Annotated in this window: 18 protein-coding genes and 1 pseudogene; 7 read left to right on the top strand and 12 right to left on the bottom strand. The window is 39.2% G+C overall.

The features are described 5' to 3' along the window. Window positions 1–313 precede the first annotated feature (313 nt). Window positions 314–1,087 carry a YggN family protein gene (locus AC0VZ4_RS02915; protein ID WP_007376785.1) on the bottom strand — a complete coding sequence of 258 codons (774 nt, stop codon included), beginning with the start codon at window positions 1,085–1,087 and terminating at the stop codon, window positions 314–316. A 743-nt stretch (window positions 1,088–1,830) separates the two neighbouring features. Next, a complete protein-coding gene (locus AC0VZ4_RS02910) occupies window positions 1,831–4,260 on the bottom strand; it encodes a zinc-dependent metalloprotease (protein ID WP_475440865.1) in 2,430 nt (809 codons plus the stop codon). A 154-nt stretch (window positions 4,261–4,414) separates the two neighbouring features. Here AC0VZ4_RS02910 and AC0VZ4_RS02905 point away from each other — a divergent pair, with 154 nt between their 5' ends. Continuing rightward, the gene (locus tag AC0VZ4_RS02905) at window positions 4,415–5,383 is read left to right on the top strand and encodes a class 1 fructose-bisphosphatase (protein WP_166376454.1); all 969 of its coding nucleotides are present in this window, start codon (window positions 4,415–4,417) and stop codon (window positions 5,381–5,383) included. Window positions 5,384–5,746: 363 nt separating this feature from the next. Here AC0VZ4_RS02905 and AC0VZ4_RS02900 read toward each other — a convergent pair whose 3' ends face one another. Further along, on the bottom strand, window positions 5,747–6,073 hold the full coding sequence (locus AC0VZ4_RS02900; RefSeq protein ID WP_008137845.1) for a hypothetical protein: 327 nt from the start codon (window positions 6,071–6,073) through the stop codon (window positions 5,747–5,749). A gap of 43 nt (window positions 6,074–6,116) precedes the next feature. Between AC0VZ4_RS02900 and AC0VZ4_RS02895 the strand changes: the two genes are divergently transcribed. After that, complete coding sequence (locus AC0VZ4_RS02895) at window positions 6,117–6,476, top strand: DUF5522 domain-containing protein (RefSeq protein ID WP_475440864.1); 360 nt, start codon at window positions 6,117–6,119, stop codon at window positions 6,474–6,476. A gap of 51 nt (window positions 6,477–6,527) precedes the next feature. Here AC0VZ4_RS02895 and AC0VZ4_RS02890 read toward each other — a convergent pair whose 3' ends face one another. From AC0VZ4_RS02890 to AC0VZ4_RS02860, 7 genes are all read right to left on the bottom strand, one after another. Further along, complete coding sequence (locus AC0VZ4_RS02890) at window positions 6,528–7,361, bottom strand: sulfurtransferase (RefSeq protein ID WP_475440863.1); 834 nt, start codon at window positions 7,359–7,361, stop codon at window positions 6,528–6,530. Further along, on the bottom strand, window positions 7,361–8,527 hold the full coding sequence (locus AC0VZ4_RS02885; protein WP_475440862.1) for a capsular polysaccharide export protein, LipB/KpsS family: 1,167 nt from the start codon (window positions 8,525–8,527) through the stop codon (window positions 7,361–7,363). Before AC0VZ4_RS02885 ends, AC0VZ4_RS02890 begins: the two co-directional genes overlap by 1 nt. 105 nt (window positions 8,528–8,632) lie before the next feature. Continuing rightward, entirely contained in the window at window positions 8,633–9,061 is a 429-nt protein-coding gene (locus AC0VZ4_RS02880; RefSeq protein WP_475440861.1) for a group I truncated hemoglobin, read from the bottom strand. Next, a complete protein-coding gene (locus tag AC0VZ4_RS02875) occupies window positions 9,061–9,894 on the bottom strand; it encodes a DUF3034 family protein (RefSeq protein ID WP_475440860.1) in 834 nt (277 codons plus the stop codon). The genes AC0VZ4_RS02880 and AC0VZ4_RS02875 overlap by 1 nt, the downstream gene beginning before the upstream one ends. Further along, window positions 9,881–12,196: a bifunctional diguanylate cyclase/phosphodiesterase gene (locus tag AC0VZ4_RS02870; protein WP_475440859.1), complete on the bottom strand. Its 2,316-nt coding sequence runs from the start codon at window positions 12,194–12,196 to the stop codon at window positions 9,881–9,883. The genes AC0VZ4_RS02875 and AC0VZ4_RS02870 overlap by 14 nt, the downstream gene beginning before the upstream one ends. Next, window positions 12,189–12,821: a methylamine utilization protein gene (locus tag AC0VZ4_RS02865; RefSeq protein ID WP_475441606.1), complete on the bottom strand. Its 633-nt coding sequence runs from the start codon at window positions 12,819–12,821 to the stop codon at window positions 12,189–12,191. Before AC0VZ4_RS02865 ends, AC0VZ4_RS02870 begins: the two co-directional genes overlap by 8 nt. A gap of 136 nt (window positions 12,822–12,957) precedes the next feature. Next, a complete protein-coding gene (locus AC0VZ4_RS02860; protein WP_475440858.1) occupies window positions 12,958–14,061 on the bottom strand; it encodes a phosphoribosylaminoimidazolesuccinocarboxamide synthase in 1,104 nt (367 codons plus the stop codon). 178 nt (window positions 14,062–14,239) lie between these two features. On the opposite strand from AC0VZ4_RS02860, the gene AC0VZ4_RS02855 reads away from it, so the two are divergent. The 4 genes from AC0VZ4_RS02855 to AC0VZ4_RS02840 are packed head-to-tail and all read left to right on the top strand — an operon-like array spanning window position 14,240 to window position 17,832. Continuing rightward, window positions 14,240–15,310, top strand: coding sequence for a CDP-glycerol glycerophosphotransferase family protein (locus AC0VZ4_RS02855; protein WP_475440857.1), 1,071 nt, complete (start codon window positions 14,240–14,242; stop codon window positions 15,308–15,310). 7 nt (window positions 15,311–15,317) lie between these two features. Beyond that, complete coding sequence (locus AC0VZ4_RS02850) at window positions 15,318–16,016, top strand: ABC transporter ATP-binding protein (RefSeq protein ID WP_475440856.1); 699 nt, start codon at window positions 15,318–15,320, stop codon at window positions 16,014–16,016. Beyond that, on the top strand, window positions 16,013–17,317 hold the full coding sequence (locus tag AC0VZ4_RS02845) for an ABC transporter permease (protein ID WP_475440855.1): 1,305 nt from the start codon (window positions 16,013–16,015) through the stop codon (window positions 17,315–17,317). Before AC0VZ4_RS02850 ends, AC0VZ4_RS02845 begins: the two co-directional genes overlap by 4 nt. Before the next feature lie 14 nt (window positions 17,318–17,331). Next, complete coding sequence (locus AC0VZ4_RS02840) at window positions 17,332–17,832, top strand: DUF3299 domain-containing protein (RefSeq protein ID WP_475440854.1); 501 nt, start codon at window positions 17,332–17,334, stop codon at window positions 17,830–17,832. Between the two features lie 347 nt (window positions 17,833–18,179). On the opposite strand, the pseudogene AC0VZ4_RS02835 reads toward AC0VZ4_RS02840, so the two are convergent. Together AC0VZ4_RS02835 and AC0VZ4_RS02830 are read right to left on the bottom strand one after the other, a co-directional pair. Continuing rightward, window positions 18,180–18,593: pseudogene (locus AC0VZ4_RS02835) on the bottom strand (phosphomannomutase); the annotation flags it as partial. 336 nt (window positions 18,594–18,929) lie between these two features. Further along, entirely contained in the window at window positions 18,930–20,336 is a 1,407-nt protein-coding gene (locus AC0VZ4_RS02830) for a mannose-1-phosphate guanylyltransferase/mannose-6-phosphate isomerase (RefSeq protein ID WP_475440853.1), read from the bottom strand. A gap of 894 nt (window positions 20,337–21,230) precedes the next feature. Here AC0VZ4_RS02830 and AC0VZ4_RS02825 point away from each other — a divergent pair. Further along, window positions 21,231–21,683, top strand: a complete 453-nt coding sequence (locus tag AC0VZ4_RS02825) for an REP-associated tyrosine transposase (RefSeq protein WP_475440852.1) — start codon at window positions 21,231–21,233, stop codon at window positions 21,681–21,683. Window positions 21,684–21,961: the final 278 nt, after the last annotated feature.

Here is a 21,961-nt window from a genome sequence, read left to right as displayed (position 1 = left end):
CTGTTGGTACGAATTTACTTCGCGCTCATGTAACGTGGCTTGGGTGTTTAAAAAGCGAGGTGTAAAACCTCACCTACAATATGTGAACCCTGTAGGAGCGAATTTACTTCGCGCTCATGTAACGTGGCTTGGGTGTTTAAAAAGCGAGGTGTAAAACCTCACCTACAATATGTAAAACCCTGTAGGTGCGAATTTACTTCGCGCTCATGTAACGTGGCTTTGGTGCTAAAAAGCGAGGTATAAAACCTCACCTACAATATGTGCAACCCAGTAGGTGCGAATTTACTTCGCGCTTTTATAGTTAATATTTAAATTACGATTTTATCTGTACTAAATCAAAGTCAGCCATGCCAGGTACAATTGCCTGCAGGCGAGACTCGGTAACATCGAGCGCGTTCAAACATTCGCAATATTCTGAAGCTTTTAGCTCAAGTTGATGTGCTTTTTTTTGCAATGATTTATCAATTTCTTTTGAAATGATATCCATTCGCTGTCCCATATCGTTAATACGATCTTCTATATTACCTTCTCGCGACTTAAACGCATCACCTAGTGACACCAAAATGGCACCGAGAGACCCATGAACTGCGGAATGAATTTTTTGGCTGATCTCTTTAGTAAAAAAATCATCTATTTGAGAAAGTGATTGTGGGGCTATAAAAAAGAAATCATCGCCGCGCTTAAATTTATCCATCAGCGCACGCTCTACATATTGCAGTTGGGTTTTAAGCACCTCAGGCTCTTTATCTGACATACCTTCAACCACGTGCTCAATAGCACTTAAACCTAAATTAACACCATCGGTGGCTAAATTAACTAGTTCAGGGACTGTATGGCGAATACCATTACTAAACTGCTCGAGCACTTTACTTTCGTCATCACTTAAATCAACCCAATAACCGCGAATAAACAGTTGGTTATTGTTGTTAATTTGCACACGTGTTTGGCCTTTATCAACAATTCGAATTACATCGTCGGTGATGATTAACCCATGCCTGAGTTCTACATCACATTGCTTTTGAGCAAATACACTGGTGCTTGAAAGTGCTATGGACAACGCCAATATCGAACGAGATAGAAACGCCATAAACACCTCAAAAAGACTAAAATGGAAGGCGAGTAGGTTAACAAAAAACCAACTTTATGCAAGTAAAAGAACATGCACAATACAAACACTACACAGCTAATTAAGCGAGGTGTAAAACCTAACCTACAATATGTAAAACCCTGTAGGTACGAATTTACTTCGCGCTCATGTAACGTGGCTTGGGTGTTTAAAAAGCGAGGTGTAAAACCTCACCTACAATATGTGCAACCCAGTAGGTGCGAATTTACTTCGCGCTCATGTAACGTGGCTTGGGTGTTTAAAAAGCGAGGTATAAAACCTCACCTACAATATGTGCAACCCTGTAGGTGCGAATTTACTTCGCGCTCATGTAACGTGGCTTGGGTGTTTAAAAAGCGAGGTATAAACCTCACCTACAATATGTGCAGCTCTGTAGGTGCGAATTTACTTCGCGCTCATGTAACGTGGCTTGGGTGTTTAAAAAGCAAGGTGTAAAACCTCACCTACAATATGTAAAACCCTGTAGGTGCGAATTTACTTCGCGCTCATGTAACGTGGCTTTGGTGCTAAAAAGCGAGGTGTAAAACCTCACCTACAATATGTAAAACCCTGTAGGTGCGAATTTACTTCGCGCTCATGTAACGTGGCTTGGGTGTTTAAAAAGCGAGGTGTAAAACCTCACCTACAATATGTGCAGCCCTGTAGGTGCGAATTTACTTCGCGCTCTTAAACATGCTATTGGCGCTCAAGAGCGAGGTTTATAATTAAATTGGCGATCCAGGTGGTATTGGTAACACTTTAAAATTATTTGGCCAATGCCCTTTAATTAAAAACTGATTTACTTGTTCGGCTAAATATTGCTTAAACGCACTCTCGCCAGTACTGGTATGGCTCAATATTGAGTTTTGGTTAAAGTCCTCACTCAACTTAACTAAGTAGTAACGTAACTGCGCCTGCACTTCAGGGCTTGCACTATCGCTTGCTACTAAATCAGCCATGGTTTTTGCTGTTAAAAATTGCACGCGCTGAGTTATTTTACCTGTCATTGTATTAGGCGACGATACGTTAAAAACGTGGCTATAAAGCGCTTTTAATAGTTCATCTAAACTATAAAAGTCGTTACTACGCGCTTGCTGCTGGGCTAGGCGATTTAAACGCTGTGCATTTAATAAAAGCGACAAGCTGTGCTGCACTGCAACCTCGGGTAATGCCATTGCATCGAGCGTTAACCCTGTGCGCCCAACTATGCTCTCGCGCGATTTAGACTCGCCATACGCTTTTGGCGGAATTAGCGATAGTACCGATTCAGGAAGTAATAAGTTACTTGGCTTAAGCGTTGCAAAAATAGCGTTTACCGCTTCTTGTTGCATTTTTTTATCAACCACTTGCGCACCTTTTACGGGTGAGTCACTGCGTGTTTCGTATTCGTAATCAACACCGGCTATAAGCTTCACCGCAGCCTCAACCTGAAAACGGTGAAACAGATAAAGCGGAACTAGTTTTTCCTCTAATTGCGATAGTGAGTCGCCCGTTTTAATATTATTAATACCAAACTGCGAAAGCGCTTTTTTACGTACGTCGAGTACTCGTAAAAGCTCCTGCGAAGGATTAGTGCCGTTATCCCATAAATGAGCGGTTGGATGCGCGCCACCTTTAGCTCGAGCGTCGCTATCTGATATAAACTCAAGGCCTTTAGTTTTGTTCTCCTTTAAAATAGCAGCGAGTTCTGCGCTTTCATCTTGGTTAGTAAAATCGCTATAACCATATTTAATTACTTGGGTATCCCACACGCCCATGCCTGTTGCATACCCGCGCGTTACATCAAGCTTACCTTGTTCATTAAAACTAAGTAGCGGGTGTGGGTAATCCATTACAGAAGCTCTATCCCCTACCGATGCCGCAAAGTTATGAGCAATACCTAATGTGTGACCAATTTCATGCGCGCTTAATTGGCGAATACGATCAAGCGCCATTGCTTGCAAGTTTTTAGCAACTTCATTGCCTTTTAAATAAGGAGCAGCGAGTGCTTCAGCTATTAAAATATCTTGGCGAACACGCAATGAGCCAAGTGTTACGTGCCCTTTAAGTATTTCACCTGTACGTGGGTCAATTACAGAACTACCGTATGACCAGCCTCGCGTTGCGCGGTGTACCCACTGAATGACGTTGTAACGAATATCCATAGGGTCGGCATTACTTGGCAGTACTTTTACTATAAATGCATTTTTATATCCTGCAGCAGTAAATGCATCGTTCCACCACTTTCCACCTTCAAGCAAAGCGCTTTTTACAGGCTCTGGAACGCCAGGATCAAGGTAATAAACAATTGGTTTAACAGGTTCACTAATAGGTAAGCTTGAGTCCTTTTTAGTTAGACGATGACGCGGTATATAACGCACATACATAGACTCACCAAGCGGCGCTGCGTAATCTTTATGTTCTATACTCCAAAAACCTGATTGCGGATTAAACTTACGAGGCGCGTAGTTATCATCTGGTAATTGAATAAGTGAATGATGCATATGAACAGTAAGCGCATAAGGGTCGGCACTTACTTGGCGAACAAATTCACCTGGTTTTGTGCCCTTAAATGTAAGTACGGCTTCAAGCTCGGTGTTTTTTACAAATGCTTTTGAGCGATTTATATAAACGGCGCTGCGTGATTCATCAAGGCTAAAGTTGCCTTGTTTACGTGCTGCAAGCGTCCGGCTTACGCCATGTACATCACTTAATAAGTAAGGTGTGTAATCAATAAGTGCTGTGGCTTTATCTTCTGCAACCACTTTAAAACCAGCAAGTATACTTGATGCAAACGCTTCTTTAATACTTTGCTGCTCAGCCTTGTTACTTGTATTAGCACGATAGTAAGTATTTACAGCCCGCAGCATTACTTTGTCGCCAAAACGCTCAAACTGCACAAGGTGAGTATTACCAAGCTGACCTCTATCAAGGCCTATATCGTTAGAGCCAATACCGTAAGGCAAGCTTTGCTGCAGTAAAAATTGTTGTTCAAACTTATCAACTTTTAAATATACATTTCCGTTTTGGGTATCGTAAAAAAACGAATAATAGCCCGGAAAATGATTCATTTGCGTAGTAAATTCATCAATTGACTTAATTGCTGCGTGCGCTTGAGTTATGATAGAGCACAGCACAGTAAAGAATATGTAACTTAGTAGTGGTATTTTTTTCATAATCTTATCTTTGTTATTTGTGTTTTAAGTACGATTAGGTGGTCCCATTATAGGGTGCTATTTAAACAATACAGTTATTTAAGACGAATTTCAGCGCTCTAAGCTAATCTCTCTCACATTATGATTGGTTTTAACACGTTATCAGGAAAATAGAATGCGTAGACTCCCTCCAGTATTACTTGAAGATGGTTGTTCAAGAGAACTTTTATCATTAATTCGAACAATTTTAGCAGCATGTAAAGAAATTTCGTTTCGCGTTGGTCAAGGCGCGCTTTCTGGCGTGTTAGGCTCAACCCTTGATGAAAACATTCAAGGTGAAACTCAAAAAAAGCTCGATGTATTATCTAATCAGCTGTTAAAAGATATTTTACTGGAATCAGGTACGGTTAAAGCAATCGCCTCTGAAGAAGAAGACTACACAGTAGCAGGCAACCCAGATGCTAAATTTATAGTGGCATTTGATCCATTAGATGGCTCGTCAAATACGGATATTAACTCACTTGTCGGTACTATATTTTCTATTATGGAAGCGCCTGAAGGTTCTGACGCCGCTGATGAAAGCATTTTTATGCAGCCAGGCCATAAGCAAGTTGCAGCAGGTTACGTACTTTACGGGCCATCAACAATGCTTGCGCTGACTACAGGTAAAGGCACGCGCATGTTTACTCTTGATAAAACACAAGGCAGCTTTTTACTTACACAAGATTTTGCCGAAATCCCTGCTGATACAAACGAATTCGCCATTAATACGTCTAACCAACGCCATTGGCAACCAGCGATGCAAAACTACATCAATGATTTGCTAGCCGGTGATACAGGCCCGCGCGCTAAAAACTTTAATATGCGCTGGATTGCAGCAATGGTGGGCGATGTGCATCGCGTGCTTAGCCGTGGTGGTTTGTTTACTTACCCTACCGACACCAAAGATCCTAAAAAGCCAAATAAATTACGCCTACTTTACGAAGCAAATCCAATGGCTATGTTAGTAGAGCAAGCTGGCGGCATTGCATCAACCGGTACTGAGCGTATTATGGATATTCAGCCTGATGCAATCCACCAGCGAGTAGCCGTTATTTTAGGTTCTAAAAACGAAGTAGAAACGTGCTTGGGATATCATAAATAATCGCTTAACACGATTGTCTTCAATTTAAAAACCGCATTTAATTGAAATGCGGTTTTTTTGTAGGTGAGGTTTTACACCTCGCTTTTTAAACTCCAAAGCCACGTTACATGAGCGCGAAATAAATTCGCACCTACGAGGTTGGTGTATGTTGTAGGTGAGGTTTTACACCTCGCTTTTAAACTCCAAAGCCACGTTACATGAGCGCGAAGTAAATTCGCACCTACGGTTTGGCGTATGTTGTAGGTGAGGTTTTATACCTCGCTTTTTGGCACCCAAGCCACGTTACATGAGCGCGAAATAAATTCGCACCTACGGTTTGGTGTATGTCGTAGGTGAGGTTTTACACCTCTCTTTTTAAACAAATCAAATTTTTACTAACGCAACTATTTGAGCAAGCTTTTGATGATTAAGCTCTCCCATTTGCTCGCTATTACTGAGCGCATAAATAAAACCTTCATGCTCAGTACAATCAATATCATCTCGCGATTCAATTACGTTTGCCCAAAGCTCTAAATCATCCAAGTCTATTTCGTTATTTAGGCAACGTTTAAGTACATCAATTAAAACCTCGGTTGAGAGAGTATAGTGAGTTTTATTGCTATCAGCAGGGCTTGAAACGATAACCGATATAGCTTCATCTCTTTGTTCACCAAACGTAATAAATTCAGCTAATGCTTTTTGTGTATTCATAATATTTGTTATTCTTGGCTCACTGTTACTAAAAAGAATTATAATGACTGAACTTAACTGCACTCAATGCCACAGTACTCTAACGTGTAATATAGACGATATATCAGCGTGTTGGTGCAATGAGCTGCCGGCTATTTTACCGCTAGATACCACAGCAACAAGTTGTTTATGCCGCAAGTGCACGCTTAATAAAATAAATACTTTTTTAGAGGGTGTTTATACACAACCTATTAAAACCCAAATAGACTTTGCAAAGCAATTTAGAGGAAACGACAATTTAATTGAAGGGCTCGACTACACCATGCAAAGTGGTTACATGATATTTAGTAAGTGGTTTTTTTTAAAGCGTGGTTCGTGCTGCAAAAATGGTTGTAAAAACTGCCCTTATGGTTTTAAAAGGTAGTAAAGTAATTTACTGCGCTTTTCGCATGAGTAAGCTCTACACTAACCACACTTATGCTTCACCCGTACTGATGGGTAATGAATCACTTGCGCCCCACTCACTCCACGAGCCATCATAAACGCTTAAATTACTGTAACCACATTCAGTAGCAAATAACGCTAAAACACACGCCGTAATACCTGAGCCACAGCTAAATTGTAACTGCTGCACATCACCGATTACGTCGTTAAATATCGCTTTAATTTCAGTAAGTGGTTTGGCTTCACCTTTATTAAGTAAATCCATAAAAGGTAACGAGCGACTATTAGGGATATGCCCACTTCGCATACCTTTTCGGGGTTCACTTTCTTCGCCTGTAAAACGTTTATAAGCACGTGCATCTAGCAATACAGTGCTGGGCTCATCAATTGCGTCAACCACTTGTTGGCTATTGATAAAACACGCAGAATTATAGCTTGCCGTAAAATCACCTTTACCTAACGATTTGCTATAACCTTGCTGTGTGGCGTAACCACTCTCTAACCACTTTTTAAGGCCACCATGTAGTACTTTTACGTTGTGATGCCCCATAGCTTTAAACATCCACCACGCCCTTGCTGCGCTAAATAAACCGCCATCTTCGTATACAACTATAAGTGAATCGTTATTTACGCCTGCATTTTGCATAACATGAGTAAACTGCTGCTCGCTGCATACCGTACTTGGTAAGGGGTTTGACTTATCAGCCAACTCGTTTTTTATGTCAAAACGTTTAGCGCTTGGCAACATAGCTTGCGGCGAATAAGTACCCAAAACACCTGGGCGCAGCATACCTGCATCAAATATCACTAATGCAGGGTTGTGGAGTTGCTCGTGTAATTGCTGACAGTTAATTAGGTTTTTCACTACGATTCCTTCTCACCATGATAATTAGCAAACTCATCATTATCCGTAAAACGCGCTTCAATCGCTTTAATGTGTTTATCTTCAGTGTGTTTCCAAACGCCAGGAATACAATATACATGTTCAATAAAGCTAAAAAATTTATCCTTTAATAATGTATTTGGTTGCCAGCCCTGCGCTACTTCGTTCATATTCTCTGCTAGCTGCTCTGCAGTGCTTGCATGCTTTACCAGCCCCTCAATGTTGTAACAGGCTTGTCCAAGAGTTAATACTCGTTTATTTAGCAGTAATGCTTCTAAGCCGACTGTTGAATTAATCGTTACTACCGCTTCAGAACACTCAATTAAGTCACTTGTTTGGTTTCCATTAGCAAAAATGGCAATCGGATCTTTTTCATAAAGATGAGTGTAATGTTTATGCCATGACGGATGCTCTTTAAAAACCACTTTCAAACTTGGATCGTTTAAGCTTTTGACGGCTTTAATCACTTCCTCATAAAACATATCCATGGAATCTATCCATGGCGAAAAACTCGCTAATTGAGTATCGTGAGGTACTTGAAAAGGCGCAAATATATAGCGTTCTGGCACATCGGCGCACTCAAATCCACAGCGTTTTTTATGATCAGCTCTTGGAACTAAATCCGGCGCAGAAAAGCTTAGCTTATTTTGTGGATCAAAATTTAGATAAAAAGAAGGGTCACGACTTAACGACGCATTATAGTTAATACCATTAGGGTCTAAACTGCTTGTACCGGGTAGTAAACCATTTTCATAATAAAACTGCTTAATACCTAATGCTTTTGCAGCCATAGCAACTGTGGTATTTGGAAGTTTATTGCCATTCCAAATAACAATACATTCAGGGTTAACTTCGCTTAATAAGGCTAAATATTTAGCGTATCGTAATCGTTCAAATAAAACTAACCCAGCAGTATAAACCGCAGTAATAACAGAGTTATTCCAGATAGCATTACGTGCTCTTTTACGTTTTAGTTGAGAGTTGACTACATCAGTAAAATTAACTTGAAACGCAGCTTTTAAATATTTAACAGCAGAAAGCTTAGGCGCTCCCATTATGTGTAACTGGCAATCCATCGACAATTTTTTGATTATTTTTTTATAGTATTTTGCGTGTACATTTTTGCGAGAAATAAATAGATAAGCCATACAAGCTATATTTGCCAATTGTTGTTTTTATGAAATAATTCTATGTGGACAATGCAATCAAAGCAAGGTTCCCTTTACTTAATAATTACTTTGAAAGCTTTATAGTTACATTTTTATAATTTCACTACGAAGTGGCGCCATTCTAGAAAGAATATCGTTTTGTAAGCTATGGCTAACATCTTGCTCATTCATTGCATTTATAAGTAAATCAACAACATGATTAAAATCTTTCTCTGTAATGTGCATACCGGTATGAATTGCCACCATAGAGTCGCCATCGTATGTACACGGGCCTTCTACTAGCATGCACATATGAGTAATAAATCCTTGGCGGAAATGCGCTATATTACTGTGTTCAAAGTAATGAATTATCTGCTCGTCATTGCCTATTTGATAGATAAAGCTATCAACAATTCTGCCTATCCCCGCTTTACCATCCAGCTTTTGATAAAGTGAGAGCTTAGTAGAATTTGCACACCCACTAAGCAACCCTAAAAAAATCAAAAAAATCAAAAAAATACCAACGCTTTTCATTACCAATACCCTGTTACCGATAAATACCAACCTGTTTGATCGTCAGCCCCTGCAATGCTTCCTAAATCAAGGTAAGCCGCTGTCACACTCACATGCTTGTTAGGCATCCACGCTACAAATAAGTCTTTCCAATCTTGTTCGCCTAAGTTTAAGTTATTTGATTTTTGACGATACTCAACACCTACGGCTATTACGCGACTAAAAAATAGTGCTGTGCTGCCTTCAAATAATACTTTTCCACTAGTATTTTCTCCACCGTAACCAAGTAAACCAAGTTGATTAGCTTCACTGTATCGTGTAGTTACGTTCCAAAACCAGTTATAGCCAGCAATAGCCCCTAAATGTAATTTACTAGCAGCGAGGTAGTAGTCAGTACCGCTAGTCTCTTCTGCGCCTACAAGTGTTGCTATACTGCCATCATCTAGTGATTTATGCTGAATCCCTAAGCTAAGCTGTGGCCAATCACTGTAAACAATATCGCCGTACAAACGTATTTTAGCACCTGTAATTGATTGCTCTATTTCAGCATCAAGTGCTGGTACATCAAAGCGCTGTTGGGCATAACTAAGCTCAACACGATTAAATAAATTAAGTTGTGCACCACATACGTCAAGTGTGTAGTCGGTTACATCTGCGCGGCTACAAAAGCCATTTACCGAAAATTCATCATCACTTGCGTACCCAGCAAGTTGTGCCCACGGTACAATCCCCCCGCCGCCACTGCCTTCAATTTGAGAAACTCCCGGCGTAGCTAGCAGTTTTCCATTGCTTGCAATGCTCGGCACACTAACTATTAAAAACAAACTTGCTAATAAGTATTTAATTTTTTGCATAGTATTCCTCCAGCCATTCTTCTAATAGCTCTGCTTTTAAAGGCCTACTTAAGTAATAGCCTTGTGCATGGTCGCACTGCATGCCTCTAAGTAAATTTAATGAGCCAAGCGTTTCAACGCCTTCAGCTACAACCGAGAAACCTAGCTGATGTCCCAACGTAATTGATGATTGCACTATAAATTGATCTTTTTGCGATTCATCAAGTTTTAAAATAAAACACTTATCTAATTTCAACTCATCAATAGGCAGCATTTTTAATCTACCAAGTGATGTTTGCCCTACACCATAATCATCTAATGATATTTTAACGCCAATTGCCTTTAGGTTTTCGAGCGCTTTAATACCTTTTTCTTCGTTTTCGATCATATCGCGCTCAGTAAGCTCAATAGTGATCAGCTTAGAATCTACTTTGTACTTTTTAAGCGTACGAACTAATGCAGCATGAAAGCCCGGAAATGCTATGTCTTGCGCAGATACATTTATTGCAGCCTGTAAGTTTATATTTTTAGACTGCCAATCAGCTACTTGTGCTACAACCGTATTAACAACCCACCCAGTAAGTTCAACAATAAGCCCCGACTGCTCGGCTAAGTCAATAAACAGTTCAGGATTGACCCAGCTACCATCTTTTCGCTGCCAGCGAATAAGCGACTCAACTTTATCTATTTTTTGCGATTTTAAATGTAATTTAGGCTGATAAGTCATAAACAATTGACCATCGTCATCACTAATAGCCTGCTTTAATTCATCAAGCATTATTAAGCGATCTAAGTGCGCTTCGTCTTCGCCACTTTGATAATAATGAATACTTTCGTGATCGCTTGCAGCACTGTCAACAGCAATCAATACACGGCGCATTAAATCATCGCTAGTAATACCTTGCGCTGGGTATTGCACAATACCGGCACTAAACCGTAAATTAATTTTTAACTTTTGAATGGTATAGCAAGCCTGTAACTGCATCATTAAGCCGTCAATGCCACTTTTTAGCTCTTGTGCTGCAGTTGCTGGGAATACCGTTAAAAATTCATCGCCGCCAATTCGCGCATGAAAACCACCTAGCTCATCAGAAAACTCACTAATACGACTTGCTACCGCTTTTAAACAGTCATCCCCAACACGAGGGCCTAACTTATCGTTTATGTGTCGCAAACCCTTAATATCAATAGCAACAAGTGTGTATTCATTCGTTGCATCTAATTCATCCCCCAACACATCTAGCATTGCTGAACGATTATAAAACCCTGTAAGGGAGTCATGGCGAGCCTGAAAACTAATTTGTTTCTCACGTTCATTAATATCGTTACCCATGCTATTAAATGCATCAACTAGGGTCGTTATTTCTGTACTTTGTTTTTTTCCTTTAAATTCGAAACTATAGTTACCTTGTGCAAATTGCCTAGCAATAACAGCGAGTTGAGATAAAGGAGTAGTAAGGTTGTTTGCTAATAAGCTACTTGTTATAACACCTACAAACATGGTTAAAATAGCCAATATCATTAATGTAAAAAATAGCTTTTCAAAATCACTGTAACTTTGCGTTAAATCGGCACTGAGTAAAATAACAATTGGGTGAGAAAGTAGCGACGGTAAATCAATATCACGATTGCGATACACTAAATATTCACCAAAAAAGCGTGATGTGGTTAACGTATTAAAATAGTTCACAGGTTCAAAAGGGGTTGGGCGTTTAACTAAAGAGCTAATAACTAAATTATCCGCACTGCCTATAAAGCTTACATCCATACCTGTTAAGCTTTTAAGCTCGGCGGCCACTTCATTATTTATTTTAAATCCGACTAAACTATAAGCAACTGTACGTGGCGCCTTAACGGGAAGTAAAATCACTTGGTAAAGTTCGTTATTTAAAACAACAAAACTAGATTGCTCCGAAGTACTTAATAATTCTTTCATTAGCGGCTGTAAATCGTGCCCGTAAATATCTTCGCTAGTATTAGCCGAAATTAATTTACCCGACAAATCAATTAACAACATTAGCTCGGCGTTTATACGCTGACTATGGTTAAACAATACGCTACTTATTGTACCCGCGTCTCGTGTAGCAACAGCTTGTTTAAAGCCAAAGTCAGAGGTAAGTACTTTAGCGGCGGTTAATAATAGGCTCTCTTTTGATTTTAAGTATTGCTTGTATACACTTTGGGCAACGCTTATATCTTGGTTAACTTTTTCTTCTTGGAGTTTACTCGTAGACCACCAAAAACTAAATAAGCTAACCACAGTGGTTAATAACACTAAGCCAACGCAGAGTATGGTTATACGGTTTTTTAAACTATTAGTCATTTTGGGCCTTAAATTTACTGCCAAATGTATTTCGAAGCTCTGGGACCGCAGTATTTATGGTTATTAAAAGCTGTGTTTGAGAATTAATAGTAATTATTTTTTTATTCTCCAATGCGGCACGCTGAAGAAGATGCCATACAGTCACCTCAGAAGAAGTGGCTGGCAAAGTAACACGCCCTCTTTCATCTGTTTTATAAACAAGATCATTATCTGCCACATAAATATAGCCAATCATAGAGTCATGAATATTGCATCCTAAAACAACCACACCGAGCTTATCAAATACAATAGGGTTTTTTGGTTGCCCTGAATATAATTTTAGCTGAAAAGGCTTGGCTTGTGAAAAAGAATACACATGATGGCGAATATTATCGCTATTAGGAAAATTTACTTGCTGCCCCTTTTGAACAATTAATAATTCAGGTGAAAATTGCTTATTAACTTGATCCATTGTCGCAACCGTCTTTGGTGTAAAAGCAGACTTTATATTATTTTTATTTAGCTCAACCACCGCATCTGGTAATGCTTGCCCATGTTGATCTTGTATAACTAAATCAATATTTGCGCTCAAAGCAAAATGGCTAAAAAACAAACCTATCGCTAAAAAACAACGATTTTTTGCAATGCTCGCTCTAACATAACAACACCAAACTATTAACGTTAAGCTAAGTTAATTAGAGACGAGCACTAATTGCAAGAATTATAGCCCAGTAACCACAAATAAAGACCGAGTAATTAGGTTAAGCCATCCTTTAGTCGTGTTATTTTACAATCAATCCGTATTCAGCATCTAAAATAGCAATTACTTCTTGGCGAGGATCGCTAGGTATAACAATATCTTTGCCAACAATTTTACTCGCAATACCTACATAGGTATTTGACACTTCAAGCATGACTGATTCTGGTAAAATATAATCTTTAGCAACTTGTTCACGTTCACTCATACGGTCTTTATTTAATAATACATCGCTTTCTGGCACATTATTAATTAGTAACTGGCGAAAGCCTTCTTTAGAATTTTCGACAATTTTGCCATCGCGATAAGCGGCTTCATCCCAAATACGTGACGAATCGGGCGTGCCTACTTCATCAATATATATAAGCTGTTGCGCGCCATTTAAATCCTCTACATAACCAAACTCAAATTTTGTATCCACAAAAATTTGATCAAGCTTTGCAAGTTCATCGCTAATTAACTTAAAGCCTTCAACTAGCAGTTTTTCGTACTTAGTTACATCATCTGCCGACTTAAAGTTAAATACATCTAAGTTATTAGTAATGTTAGCACGCGTGATATTTACATCATCAACAGGTGGAATGTCGGCAACGCCTTCAATAATACCTTTTGTTGAGGGCGTAATTAAAACATTATCAAGCTTTTGGTTTGCTTTTAAGCCTTCTGGTAAATCAATACCACAAAAATTACGCACGCCTTTTGCGTAATCGCGCCACATGCTGCCTGTAATGTATTGGCGTGCAATCGCTTCTACTTTTACTGTACTGGCTTTGCGTACAATCCATACGTAAGGATGCGGAATATCAACAATATGGTTACCTGCAAGGCCTGCTTGATCAAATAATTTAAACCAATGCGATGCAACCGAGTTAAGGGCGATCCCTTTACCTGGCACGCCATTTAACCCGTTTTCGCCTTGCCAAATACAATCAAACGCCGAAATTCGGTCTGAAATAACCATAATTGCAAGCTCAGTGCCTGCAGGTACTTTATAGCCTTTGTCGCTAATTAATCGCGCGCTGTCTTCATCTGTTAGCCAATAAACTGAACGAACCTTACCGCTATGTACTTCACCTTTGGTACGAATTGGTAAATCATCGTTTACATCTAAAACTTTATAGCTAGTCATGCTATCTCCGGGGTTAGGGATGCTCTTTGAGCAAAGTATGGTATGGGGTTATATGGGCTGTATAATAATCTAGCCAACCTCAAAGCTCAATCGGATGCTTAAAACAAATAAAGGCATATATTTATAAGCGAGTCGCAATGGGGTAAACTTAATGTGCCAACCAGCCTGGGGAGATAGCTTGAACTACTTAACTGCCACTAAAAATAAAAAATACTTGATGTATATCTCTCAAAATTATTCGTACGCTATCTTGAGGCCTATTCAGGCTGCAGTAATAGCTAATGGTGGCGAAGTGCGCTGGTTTTTAGCGGGTATCGAAGTAAACCCCGATTTTTTAACCACAGACGAGCCACGTTTGCATACCATAAAAGATGTTAAAAGCTGGGATCCAAACATTACATTTATACCGGGTAATATAGTACCTAGCTTTATTCCGGGTAAAAAAGTAGCTGTATTTCATGGTTTTAATTCTGAAAAGCGCAGATCTGAAGGTAATCGTGGTCATTTTACTATTCGTGGTTGTTACGATTTATATTGTACGCAAGGCCCAAATACAACAACCCGATTTAAAGAGCTAGCTAAGCAGCATGGTTTCTTTAAGGTAACTGAAACTGGCTGGCCAACACTCGATCCACTTTTTAGTAATACTTCAAATAATCCTTATGTAAGCGACGACCCTCGCCCTACTTTACTTATATGCTCTACTTTCTCACGAAAGCTATCACTTGCTCCTAAATTATATGAGCAAATAAAACATTTTAGTGAACAAGGTAAGTGGCGTATTTTGATGCAGTTTCATCCTAAAATGCCTGCCGAATGGGTTAATAAATATAAAGCGCTGAGTAACGAAAATCTAACATTTATTGAAACCGATAACGTTTTGCCGTTACTGCAAGCTGCTGATGTTATGCTGTGCGATACATCGTCAGTTCTTTTAATGTTTTTACTACTACGTAAACCGGTAGTCACGTTTTGTAATCAAAAACCATTTCCTCATTTACTTGATATTACCGACGCAGATGAAGTAGAAGCAGCTATTGAACACGCGCTTACTAAACCTAGTGACTTAATGCAAAATATTGAAAGCTATTGCCAGGAACTTCATCCGTATACCGATGGCCAATCTAGCCAACGCGTATTAAATGCAGCTAATGAATTTTTACAAAGTAACGAAAAACTAAAACCCAAGCCATTAAATATAATAAGACAGCTAAAAATGCGTAAAGATCTAAACTACTGGGGTTGGTAATCTGATAATGATAAACCTGAAAAACGTAACTTTTAAGTGGCATAAAAGCGATAGCTCACCCACGCTCAACATAAAAGAGTTAGTTATAGAAAAAGGTGAGCATATTTTTTTACACGGTCCTAGTGGCTCAGGTAAATCGACATTGTTAGCGATTCTTGCTGGTATTAATACAGCCACCAGCGGTGAGGTATCAATTTTAAACCAAAACTTAACTACATTAAGCAATACTACCCGTGATGTTTTTAGAGCGGATCACATTGGCACCATTTTTCAAAACTTTAACCTGCTTCCTTATTTAACTCCTATTGAAAATATAACGCTTGGATGTGAGTTTTCAAAAAGCCGAAAACAAAAAATATTAAAGCAATCATCAAATAAAAATTCTGCCTTACAAAAAGAAGCGATACGGTTATTAAATGCTTTAGGCCTTACTGCCCAGTATCACCATAAAGATGTAGCGACACTGAGTATTGGGCAGCAACAGCGCGTTGCTGCCGCTCGCGCATTTATAGGCAGCCCTGAATTAATAATTGCTGATGAGCCCACATCAGCACTAGACACTAACAATCGTGAGAGTTTTATAAAGTTACTATTTGAACAAGCAAAGTTATCTAATAGCACGCTGGTATTTGTGAGCCACGATGAAACACTAAAGCCTTTATTTAACCGCTCCATTGACCTTATAAATTTGCAGGAGCAGGTATGATCATCGCTAAACTTGCTTACAAAAGCTTATTAAATCGCCGCGCAAGTGTACTGCTTACATTATTTACTATCGCAATTAGTGTAATGCTACTTTTAAGTATTGAACGTGTACGAATTGATGCTAAAAGTAGTTTTAGTAATACTATTTCGGGTACTGATTTAATTGTTGGTGCGCGTACCGGCGACATACAGTTGCTGCTTTCGTCAGTATTTAGAATTGGCCATACTAATAACGGCGTAAGTTGGAAAAGTTATGAATACATAACAAGTCAGCGAGGCGTAAAATGGAGCATACCTATAAGCTTAGGTGATAGCCATAAAGGCCAAGCTGTACTTGGCACTACTCTTGACTACTTTGAGCATTACCGCTTTGCTAAAAAGCAAAACTTAAGCTTTAACCAAGGCCATCCGTTTTTAAATATTAACGAAGTTGTACTGGGGAGCAGCGTAGCCAACAAGTTAGGTTATAAACTTGGCGATCATATCGTTATATCCCACGGTATGGGCAATACTAGCTTTCATCATCATGACGACAACCCATTTAAAATTGTCGGTATTTTAAACCCCACCGGCACACCTGTTGATAAAACGTTACACATACCGCTTGCCGCTATCGATTTAATACATGCCAGTGCTAGCACCAAACATGACGAACATGACGAACATGACGAACATGACGAACATGACGAACATGACGAACATGACGAACATGACGAACATGACGAACATGACGATCTTATCGGTCATCCAAAACAAATCACTGCATTTTTAATGGGTTTTAAATCACCGCTATACACATTGCAAATTAGGCGCAATATAAACCAACATAAGCAAGAAGCACTGCTTGGTATTATGCCCACTGTAACACTGAAAGAATTATGGCAAATGCTCGCCATAGTAGAAAGAACACTGCAACTATTCTCCGCAGTCGTCGTACTTGTTAGCTTACTAGGCATGCTAACCACACTGCTTGCAAACCTGAGCCAACGTCGCCGTGAGCTTGCTATATTACGTTCGGTAGGAGCCCGCCCTTGGCAATTATTCACACTTATAAGTATAGAGTCACTGTTAACTACTTTATTAGGCTGCTTAGTTGGCTGTGCATTATTTTATTTAGTTATGTATTTAGGTGCTGGCTACCTACAAAGCCATGCAGGTATTAGCGTAAATATAGCGATGCTCTCTTACTATGAACTCACATTAATAGGCGTTATTATGGTAGCTGGTTTTATTATTGGTTTAGTGCCTGCCACACGCGCTTATTTTTACTCTCTCAGCGATGGCATGAGTATAAAAACATAATTTTTAGGTATCCCATGACGTTTTTTAAAACAGCTTTTCAATATATTACTATTCTTAATTTGCTACTCGTAAGTTTTGCAAGTAATGCAAATCCACCAAAAGAGATTTTTTGGGAAGACTTAATCCCTAAAAATCACGTGCAAATAGACACACAAGCACAAGCCAATCACGAAGGCAGCGATCAAAATTGGGTGCAACCCGATCTAGACGCACCTGTAGTTAAAGCGTTAAACGGTCAGTCTGTAAGCTTACCTGGCTTTGTAGTACCACTTGAAGGTGACAGTGAAATTATTACTGAGTTTTTACTCGTCCCATATTTTGGTGCATGTATACACGTACCGCCACCGCCGCCAAATCAAATTGTGCATGTAACTATTAAAGGTGGCGTACCTATAGACAGCCTGTATGACGCAATCGTTGTAACTGGCATTATAAGTACAGAAACGTGGTCAGGCGAAATAGCCCAAGTAGGCTATAAAATAAAGGCAGTTGGCGTTGCGCCATTTGAGCTTTAATTAACTAACCTGAACGGCTGATAAATTTATACCAATCTGCTTATATATGGGACCTATTTAACGTTAAGAAAATTACGCTAGAACTAGGCAAAAATTTTTGTATCTAGTTATTCTAAATAAAAAATTTTTAACGACGTTATAGTGCAATTTAATCCGTTAAATTGATCAAAGATTTATGCAGGTTGGTATTAAATACCGATATAGCGCAATATGTTATTAGGGCGTGTTGTTCTCTGGTGGTTTAATTTGCAGTAGTATGTTTGGTTTTTAGGCAAGGCAGAACCTACGTTGTGTGGTGTTCCCCATAAATAGGCGATACGCACCATAAATGCCAAACATGCGCTACCCACTGCTGAAAACGACATTTTATTATTTAAAATAGCTTGCTCATCAGCTTTAGTTATTTCACCGTCTGGTCGATAAAACTTAAGGCCATTTCGGTCAAACGGTATATGGCTACCTGTAACCATTATGCTTGGGATAGAGTCTTGCATCGCTTTATAAGCAAGCGCTGGAGTGGGTATAACACCATAGTAAATTACATTAATATTGAGTTGCTTTAAGCTTTGCGCGCAGGCTTGCGCCATAAAATAACTACTGGGGCGATTATCAATAGCTAATGCTACGGTATTAAAGCTAAATTCTGTTTTTATCGACTTAACAAACGCGATAGAAAAAGCAGCACATACATATGCGGTAAAATCTGTAACTAAACCACGTGCACCACTGGTGCCAAAAACAACACCACTTTTGGCTATCACTTCTCAGCAAATCAATGTGTTATCCATATACAACCTTATCGCTTTTTATACAAAGAAAAGTGAAAACGAAAAATTACTAATAACTATCACTTATCTAAATAACCTGAACTCTGGTTAATAGATTTACTAACGTATTGAATCATGATGATATTTAAATTTATTTTCTCTAGCCAGAGATTTTCAGTGAAAACAAGGCGCATTTACGCGTCAATAGCTGGCCTATTGCAAATAAATTCAACGCAGTTAGCGCTGAAAATAGCTGCTTGAGATAGATTTATTATCCAGAATTCAGGTTAAATACAGCGCCCTTACAAGTATTTAATACCGAGTAATTAATCACTTCACTCGGCCGTAGCAATCTTCAAAACGGACAATGTCATCTTCACCAAGATATGAACCAGACTGAACTTCAATAAGCTCTAAATCAACTTTACCTGGGTTTTCCAGCGCATGTACTGCAGTAATGGGAATGTACACCGACTCATTTTCAGTTACGAGCTGCTCAGCACCATCTATTCGCACCTTTGCAGCGCCTGATACAACAATCCAATGTTCTGAACGGTGATGATGCATTTGCACGCTGAGTTTTGCGCCAGGCTTTACTGTAATACGCTTAACTTGGAAGCGTTCGCCGCTATCAACTGAGTCATATTTACCCCAAGGTCGGTAAACTTCGCGGTGCGTGATTGCTTCTGAACGATTTTCAGCTTTTAATTGCTGTACGATTGCTTTTACATGCTGTGATTGATCTTTGTGCGCAACAAGCACTGCATCTTTAGTATTTATTATAACGAGGTCCTCAATACCGATTGTAGCAACGAGTTTGTCTTCACCAAAAACCAGGGTGTTTTTAGTGTTAATCGCTTTTACATCACCTCTAAATACATTGCCATTTTTATCTTTAGTTGATACGTCCCACAATGCAGAAAAACCACCAACATCGCTCCAACCAGCATCCATCGGCACAACCACTGCATCTTTGGTATGTTCCATCACAGCATAGTCTATCGACTCGCTCGCGCATTTTTCAAATGCTGCTTTATCTATACGAACAAAATCCATATCGTCGTTTTGTACTTGCATAGCTTTTTCGCATGCTTCATAAATATCAGGGCGAAAAGTGTTTAGCTCCTCTAAATAGCGACTTGCTTTAAATAAAAACATGCCACTATTCCAATAATAATCGCCACCATCTATGTATTTTTTTGCCATTTCTAGGCTTGGCTTTTCTACAAAACTATCAACCACAAAACCGTTATTAAATTGCTCACCGCGCTTTATATAGCCATACCCTGTTTCAGGTTTGTTTCCTACAATACCAAAGGTAACTAACTTGTCTTGCTTGGCCAGTTCTACAGCTTGGTTAATACTATGTTGTAATGCAATAGTGTCGTCAATCACATGATCTGCGGCAAGTATAAGCAACAAAGGGTTTTCACCTTTCTCTACAGCTTTAAATGCAGCTAAGGCAATCGCTGGCGCCGTATTACGCCCTACAGGCTCTAAAAACAGTCCACTATGCTGCACACCTAATTGTCGAACTTGTTCTGCCGCTATAAAACGATGTTCTTCATTACAAATAAGCATTGCAGGACTATGAACTAAACCATTTAAACGACTTATCGTATTTTGTAGCATAGTTTGTTCGCCACTTAATGGTAAAAATTGTTTTGGGTAATTCCCGCGAGAAAGCGGCCATAAACGCGTACCCGATCCACCAGCCATTATTACAGGTAAAATCATTATTAAATTCCTTTGCTAAAATGGCTTCAAAGTACCACTTTGAATGTGTGAAGAATGTTCATAATTGAATGTCAGATTAAAAAATCTGACATGCTACCTAATTGACCTTCGAAACGGGAAATTAATTGCGACAATATTTAGCTTCATTTAAAAGCGAGGTGTAAAACCTCACCTACAATATACATTAACCCGTAGGTGCGAATTTACTTCGCGCTCATATAACGTGGCTTTGGTTTAAAAAGCGAGGTATAAAACCTCACCTACAACATACACCAACCCGTAGGTGCGAATTTACTTCGCGCTCATGTAACGTAGCTTTGGTTTAAAAAGCGAGGTGTAAAACCTCACCTACAACATACACCAAACCGTAGGTGCGAATTTACTTCGCGCTCATATAACGTGGCTTTGGTTTAAAAAGCGAGGTATAAAACCTCACCTACAACATACACCAACCCGTAGGTGCGAATTTACTTCGCGCTCATGTAACGTAGCTTTGGTTTAAAAAGCGAGGTGTAAAACCTCACCTACAACATACACCAAACCGTAGGTGCGAATTTACTTCGCGCTCATGTAACGTGGCTTTGGTGTTTAAAAAGCGAGGTGTAAAACCTCACCTACAACATACACCAACCCGTAGGTGCGAATTTACTTCGCGCTCATGTAACGTAGCTTTTATGTTTAAAAAGCGAGGTGTAAAACCTCACCTACAACATACACCAAACCGTAGGTGCGAATTTACTTCGCGCTTTGTGACGTGGCTTTAATTTTTAAAAGCAAGGTGTAAAACCTCACCTACAACATACATCAACCCGTAGGTGCGAATTTACTTCGCGCTTACTCATCTTAAAAATTTCTATATTTCTGCTACCTTTAAAATAAAAAGGATCAATAAAAATGCATCATTCCGATTTATTAAGAAAAGGCAGAGTATCGTTAATAAATCGATTCTACTCTATTACATTGGTAGCACATAAAAGAGAAAATAAGTTTATCTCTATGGATATTAATCGTTTAATTATTAAAGAAATGAAAAATATAGAAGATCAAAAAGCGGCTAAAACAATAGCGTTTGTAATTATGCCAAATCATGTGCATTGGTTAATTCAATTGGGAAATGAAAAATCCCTATCGGACGTAATTAAATCTTTTAAAGGTCGCTGCTCCAAAACTATACGCGATCGTTTAGGGGTACAAAAACTATGGCAACGTAACTACTACGACCATATGATTAGAAATGAGGATGATTTACTTAATAACGCTAGGTATATAATTGCAAACCCTTTAAGGGCTAAAATCGTCGATAAAGTTGCTTCGTATCCCTACTGGAACTGTATTTACATAAAGTAAAAAGCGAGGTGTAAAACCTCACCTACAATATACACCAAACCGTAGGTGCGAATTTACTTCGCGCTCATGTAACGTGGCTTTGGTTTAAAAAGCGAGGTGTAAAACCTCACCTACAACATATGCCAAACCGTAGGTGCGAATTTATTTCGCGCTCATACACCATAGCTTTAATGTATAAAAGCGAGGTGTAAAACCTCACCTACAACATACACCAACCCAGAGGTGCGAATTTATTTCGCGCTCATATCACGTGGCTTTAATGTTTAAAAAGCGAGGTG

The organism is Pseudoalteromonas sp. QJM3NY_22 (genome assembly GCF_056173065.1).
This window is presented reverse-complemented; position numbering and strand designations above follow the sequence as displayed.

What these genes read in the sequence shown, in the direction of transcription:
- AC0VZ4_RS02915 (WP_007376785.1), bottom strand. Translation starts at nt 1,087, where the DNA reads ATGGCGTTTCTATCTCGTTCGATATTGGCGTTGTCCATAGCACTTTCA.
- AC0VZ4_RS02910 (WP_475440865.1), bottom strand. Translation starts at nt 4,260, where the DNA reads ATGAAAAAAATACCACTACTAAGTTACATATTCTTTACTGTGCTGTGC.
- AC0VZ4_RS02905 (WP_166376454.1), top strand. Translation starts at nt 4,415, where the DNA reads ATGCGTAGACTCCCTCCAGTATTACTTGAAGATGGTTGTTCAAGAGAA.
- AC0VZ4_RS02900 (WP_008137845.1), bottom strand. Translation starts at nt 6,073, where the DNA reads ATGAATACACAAAAAGCATTAGCTGAATTTATTACGTTTGGTGAACAA.
- AC0VZ4_RS02895 (WP_475440864.1), top strand. Translation starts at nt 6,117, where the DNA reads ATGACTGAACTTAACTGCACTCAATGCCACAGTACTCTAACGTGTAAT.
- AC0VZ4_RS02885 (WP_475440862.1), bottom strand. Translation starts at nt 8,527, where the DNA reads ATGGCTTATCTATTTATTTCTCGCAAAAATGTACACGCAAAATACTAT.
- AC0VZ4_RS02880 (WP_475440861.1), bottom strand. Translation starts at nt 9,061, where the DNA reads ATGAAAAGCGTTGGTATTTTTTTGATTTTTTTGATTTTTTTAGGGTTG.
- AC0VZ4_RS02875 (WP_475440860.1), bottom strand. Translation starts at nt 9,894, where the DNA reads ATGCAAAAAATTAAATACTTATTAGCAAGTTTGTTTTTAATAGTTAGT.
- AC0VZ4_RS02870 (WP_475440859.1), bottom strand. Translation starts at nt 12,196, where the DNA reads ATGACTAATAGTTTAAAAAACCGTATAACCATACTCTGCGTTGGCTTA.
- AC0VZ4_RS02860 (WP_475440858.1), bottom strand. Translation starts at nt 14,061, where the DNA reads ATGACTAGCTATAAAGTTTTAGATGTAAACGATGATTTACCAATTCGT.
- AC0VZ4_RS02850 (WP_475440856.1), top strand. Translation starts at nt 15,318, where the DNA reads ATGATAAACCTGAAAAACGTAACTTTTAAGTGGCATAAAAGCGATAGC.
- AC0VZ4_RS02845 (WP_475440855.1), top strand. Translation starts at nt 16,013, where the DNA reads ATGATCATCGCTAAACTTGCTTACAAAAGCTTATTAAATCGCCGCGCA.
- AC0VZ4_RS02840 (WP_475440854.1), top strand. Translation starts at nt 17,332, where the DNA reads ATGACGTTTTTTAAAACAGCTTTTCAATATATTACTATTCTTAATTTG.
- AC0VZ4_RS02830 (WP_475440853.1), bottom strand. Translation starts at nt 20,336, where the DNA reads ATGATTTTACCTGTAATAATGGCTGGTGGATCGGGTACGCGTTTATGG.
- AC0VZ4_RS02825 (WP_475440852.1), top strand. Translation starts at nt 21,231, where the DNA reads ATGCATCATTCCGATTTATTAAGAAAAGGCAGAGTATCGTTAATAAAT.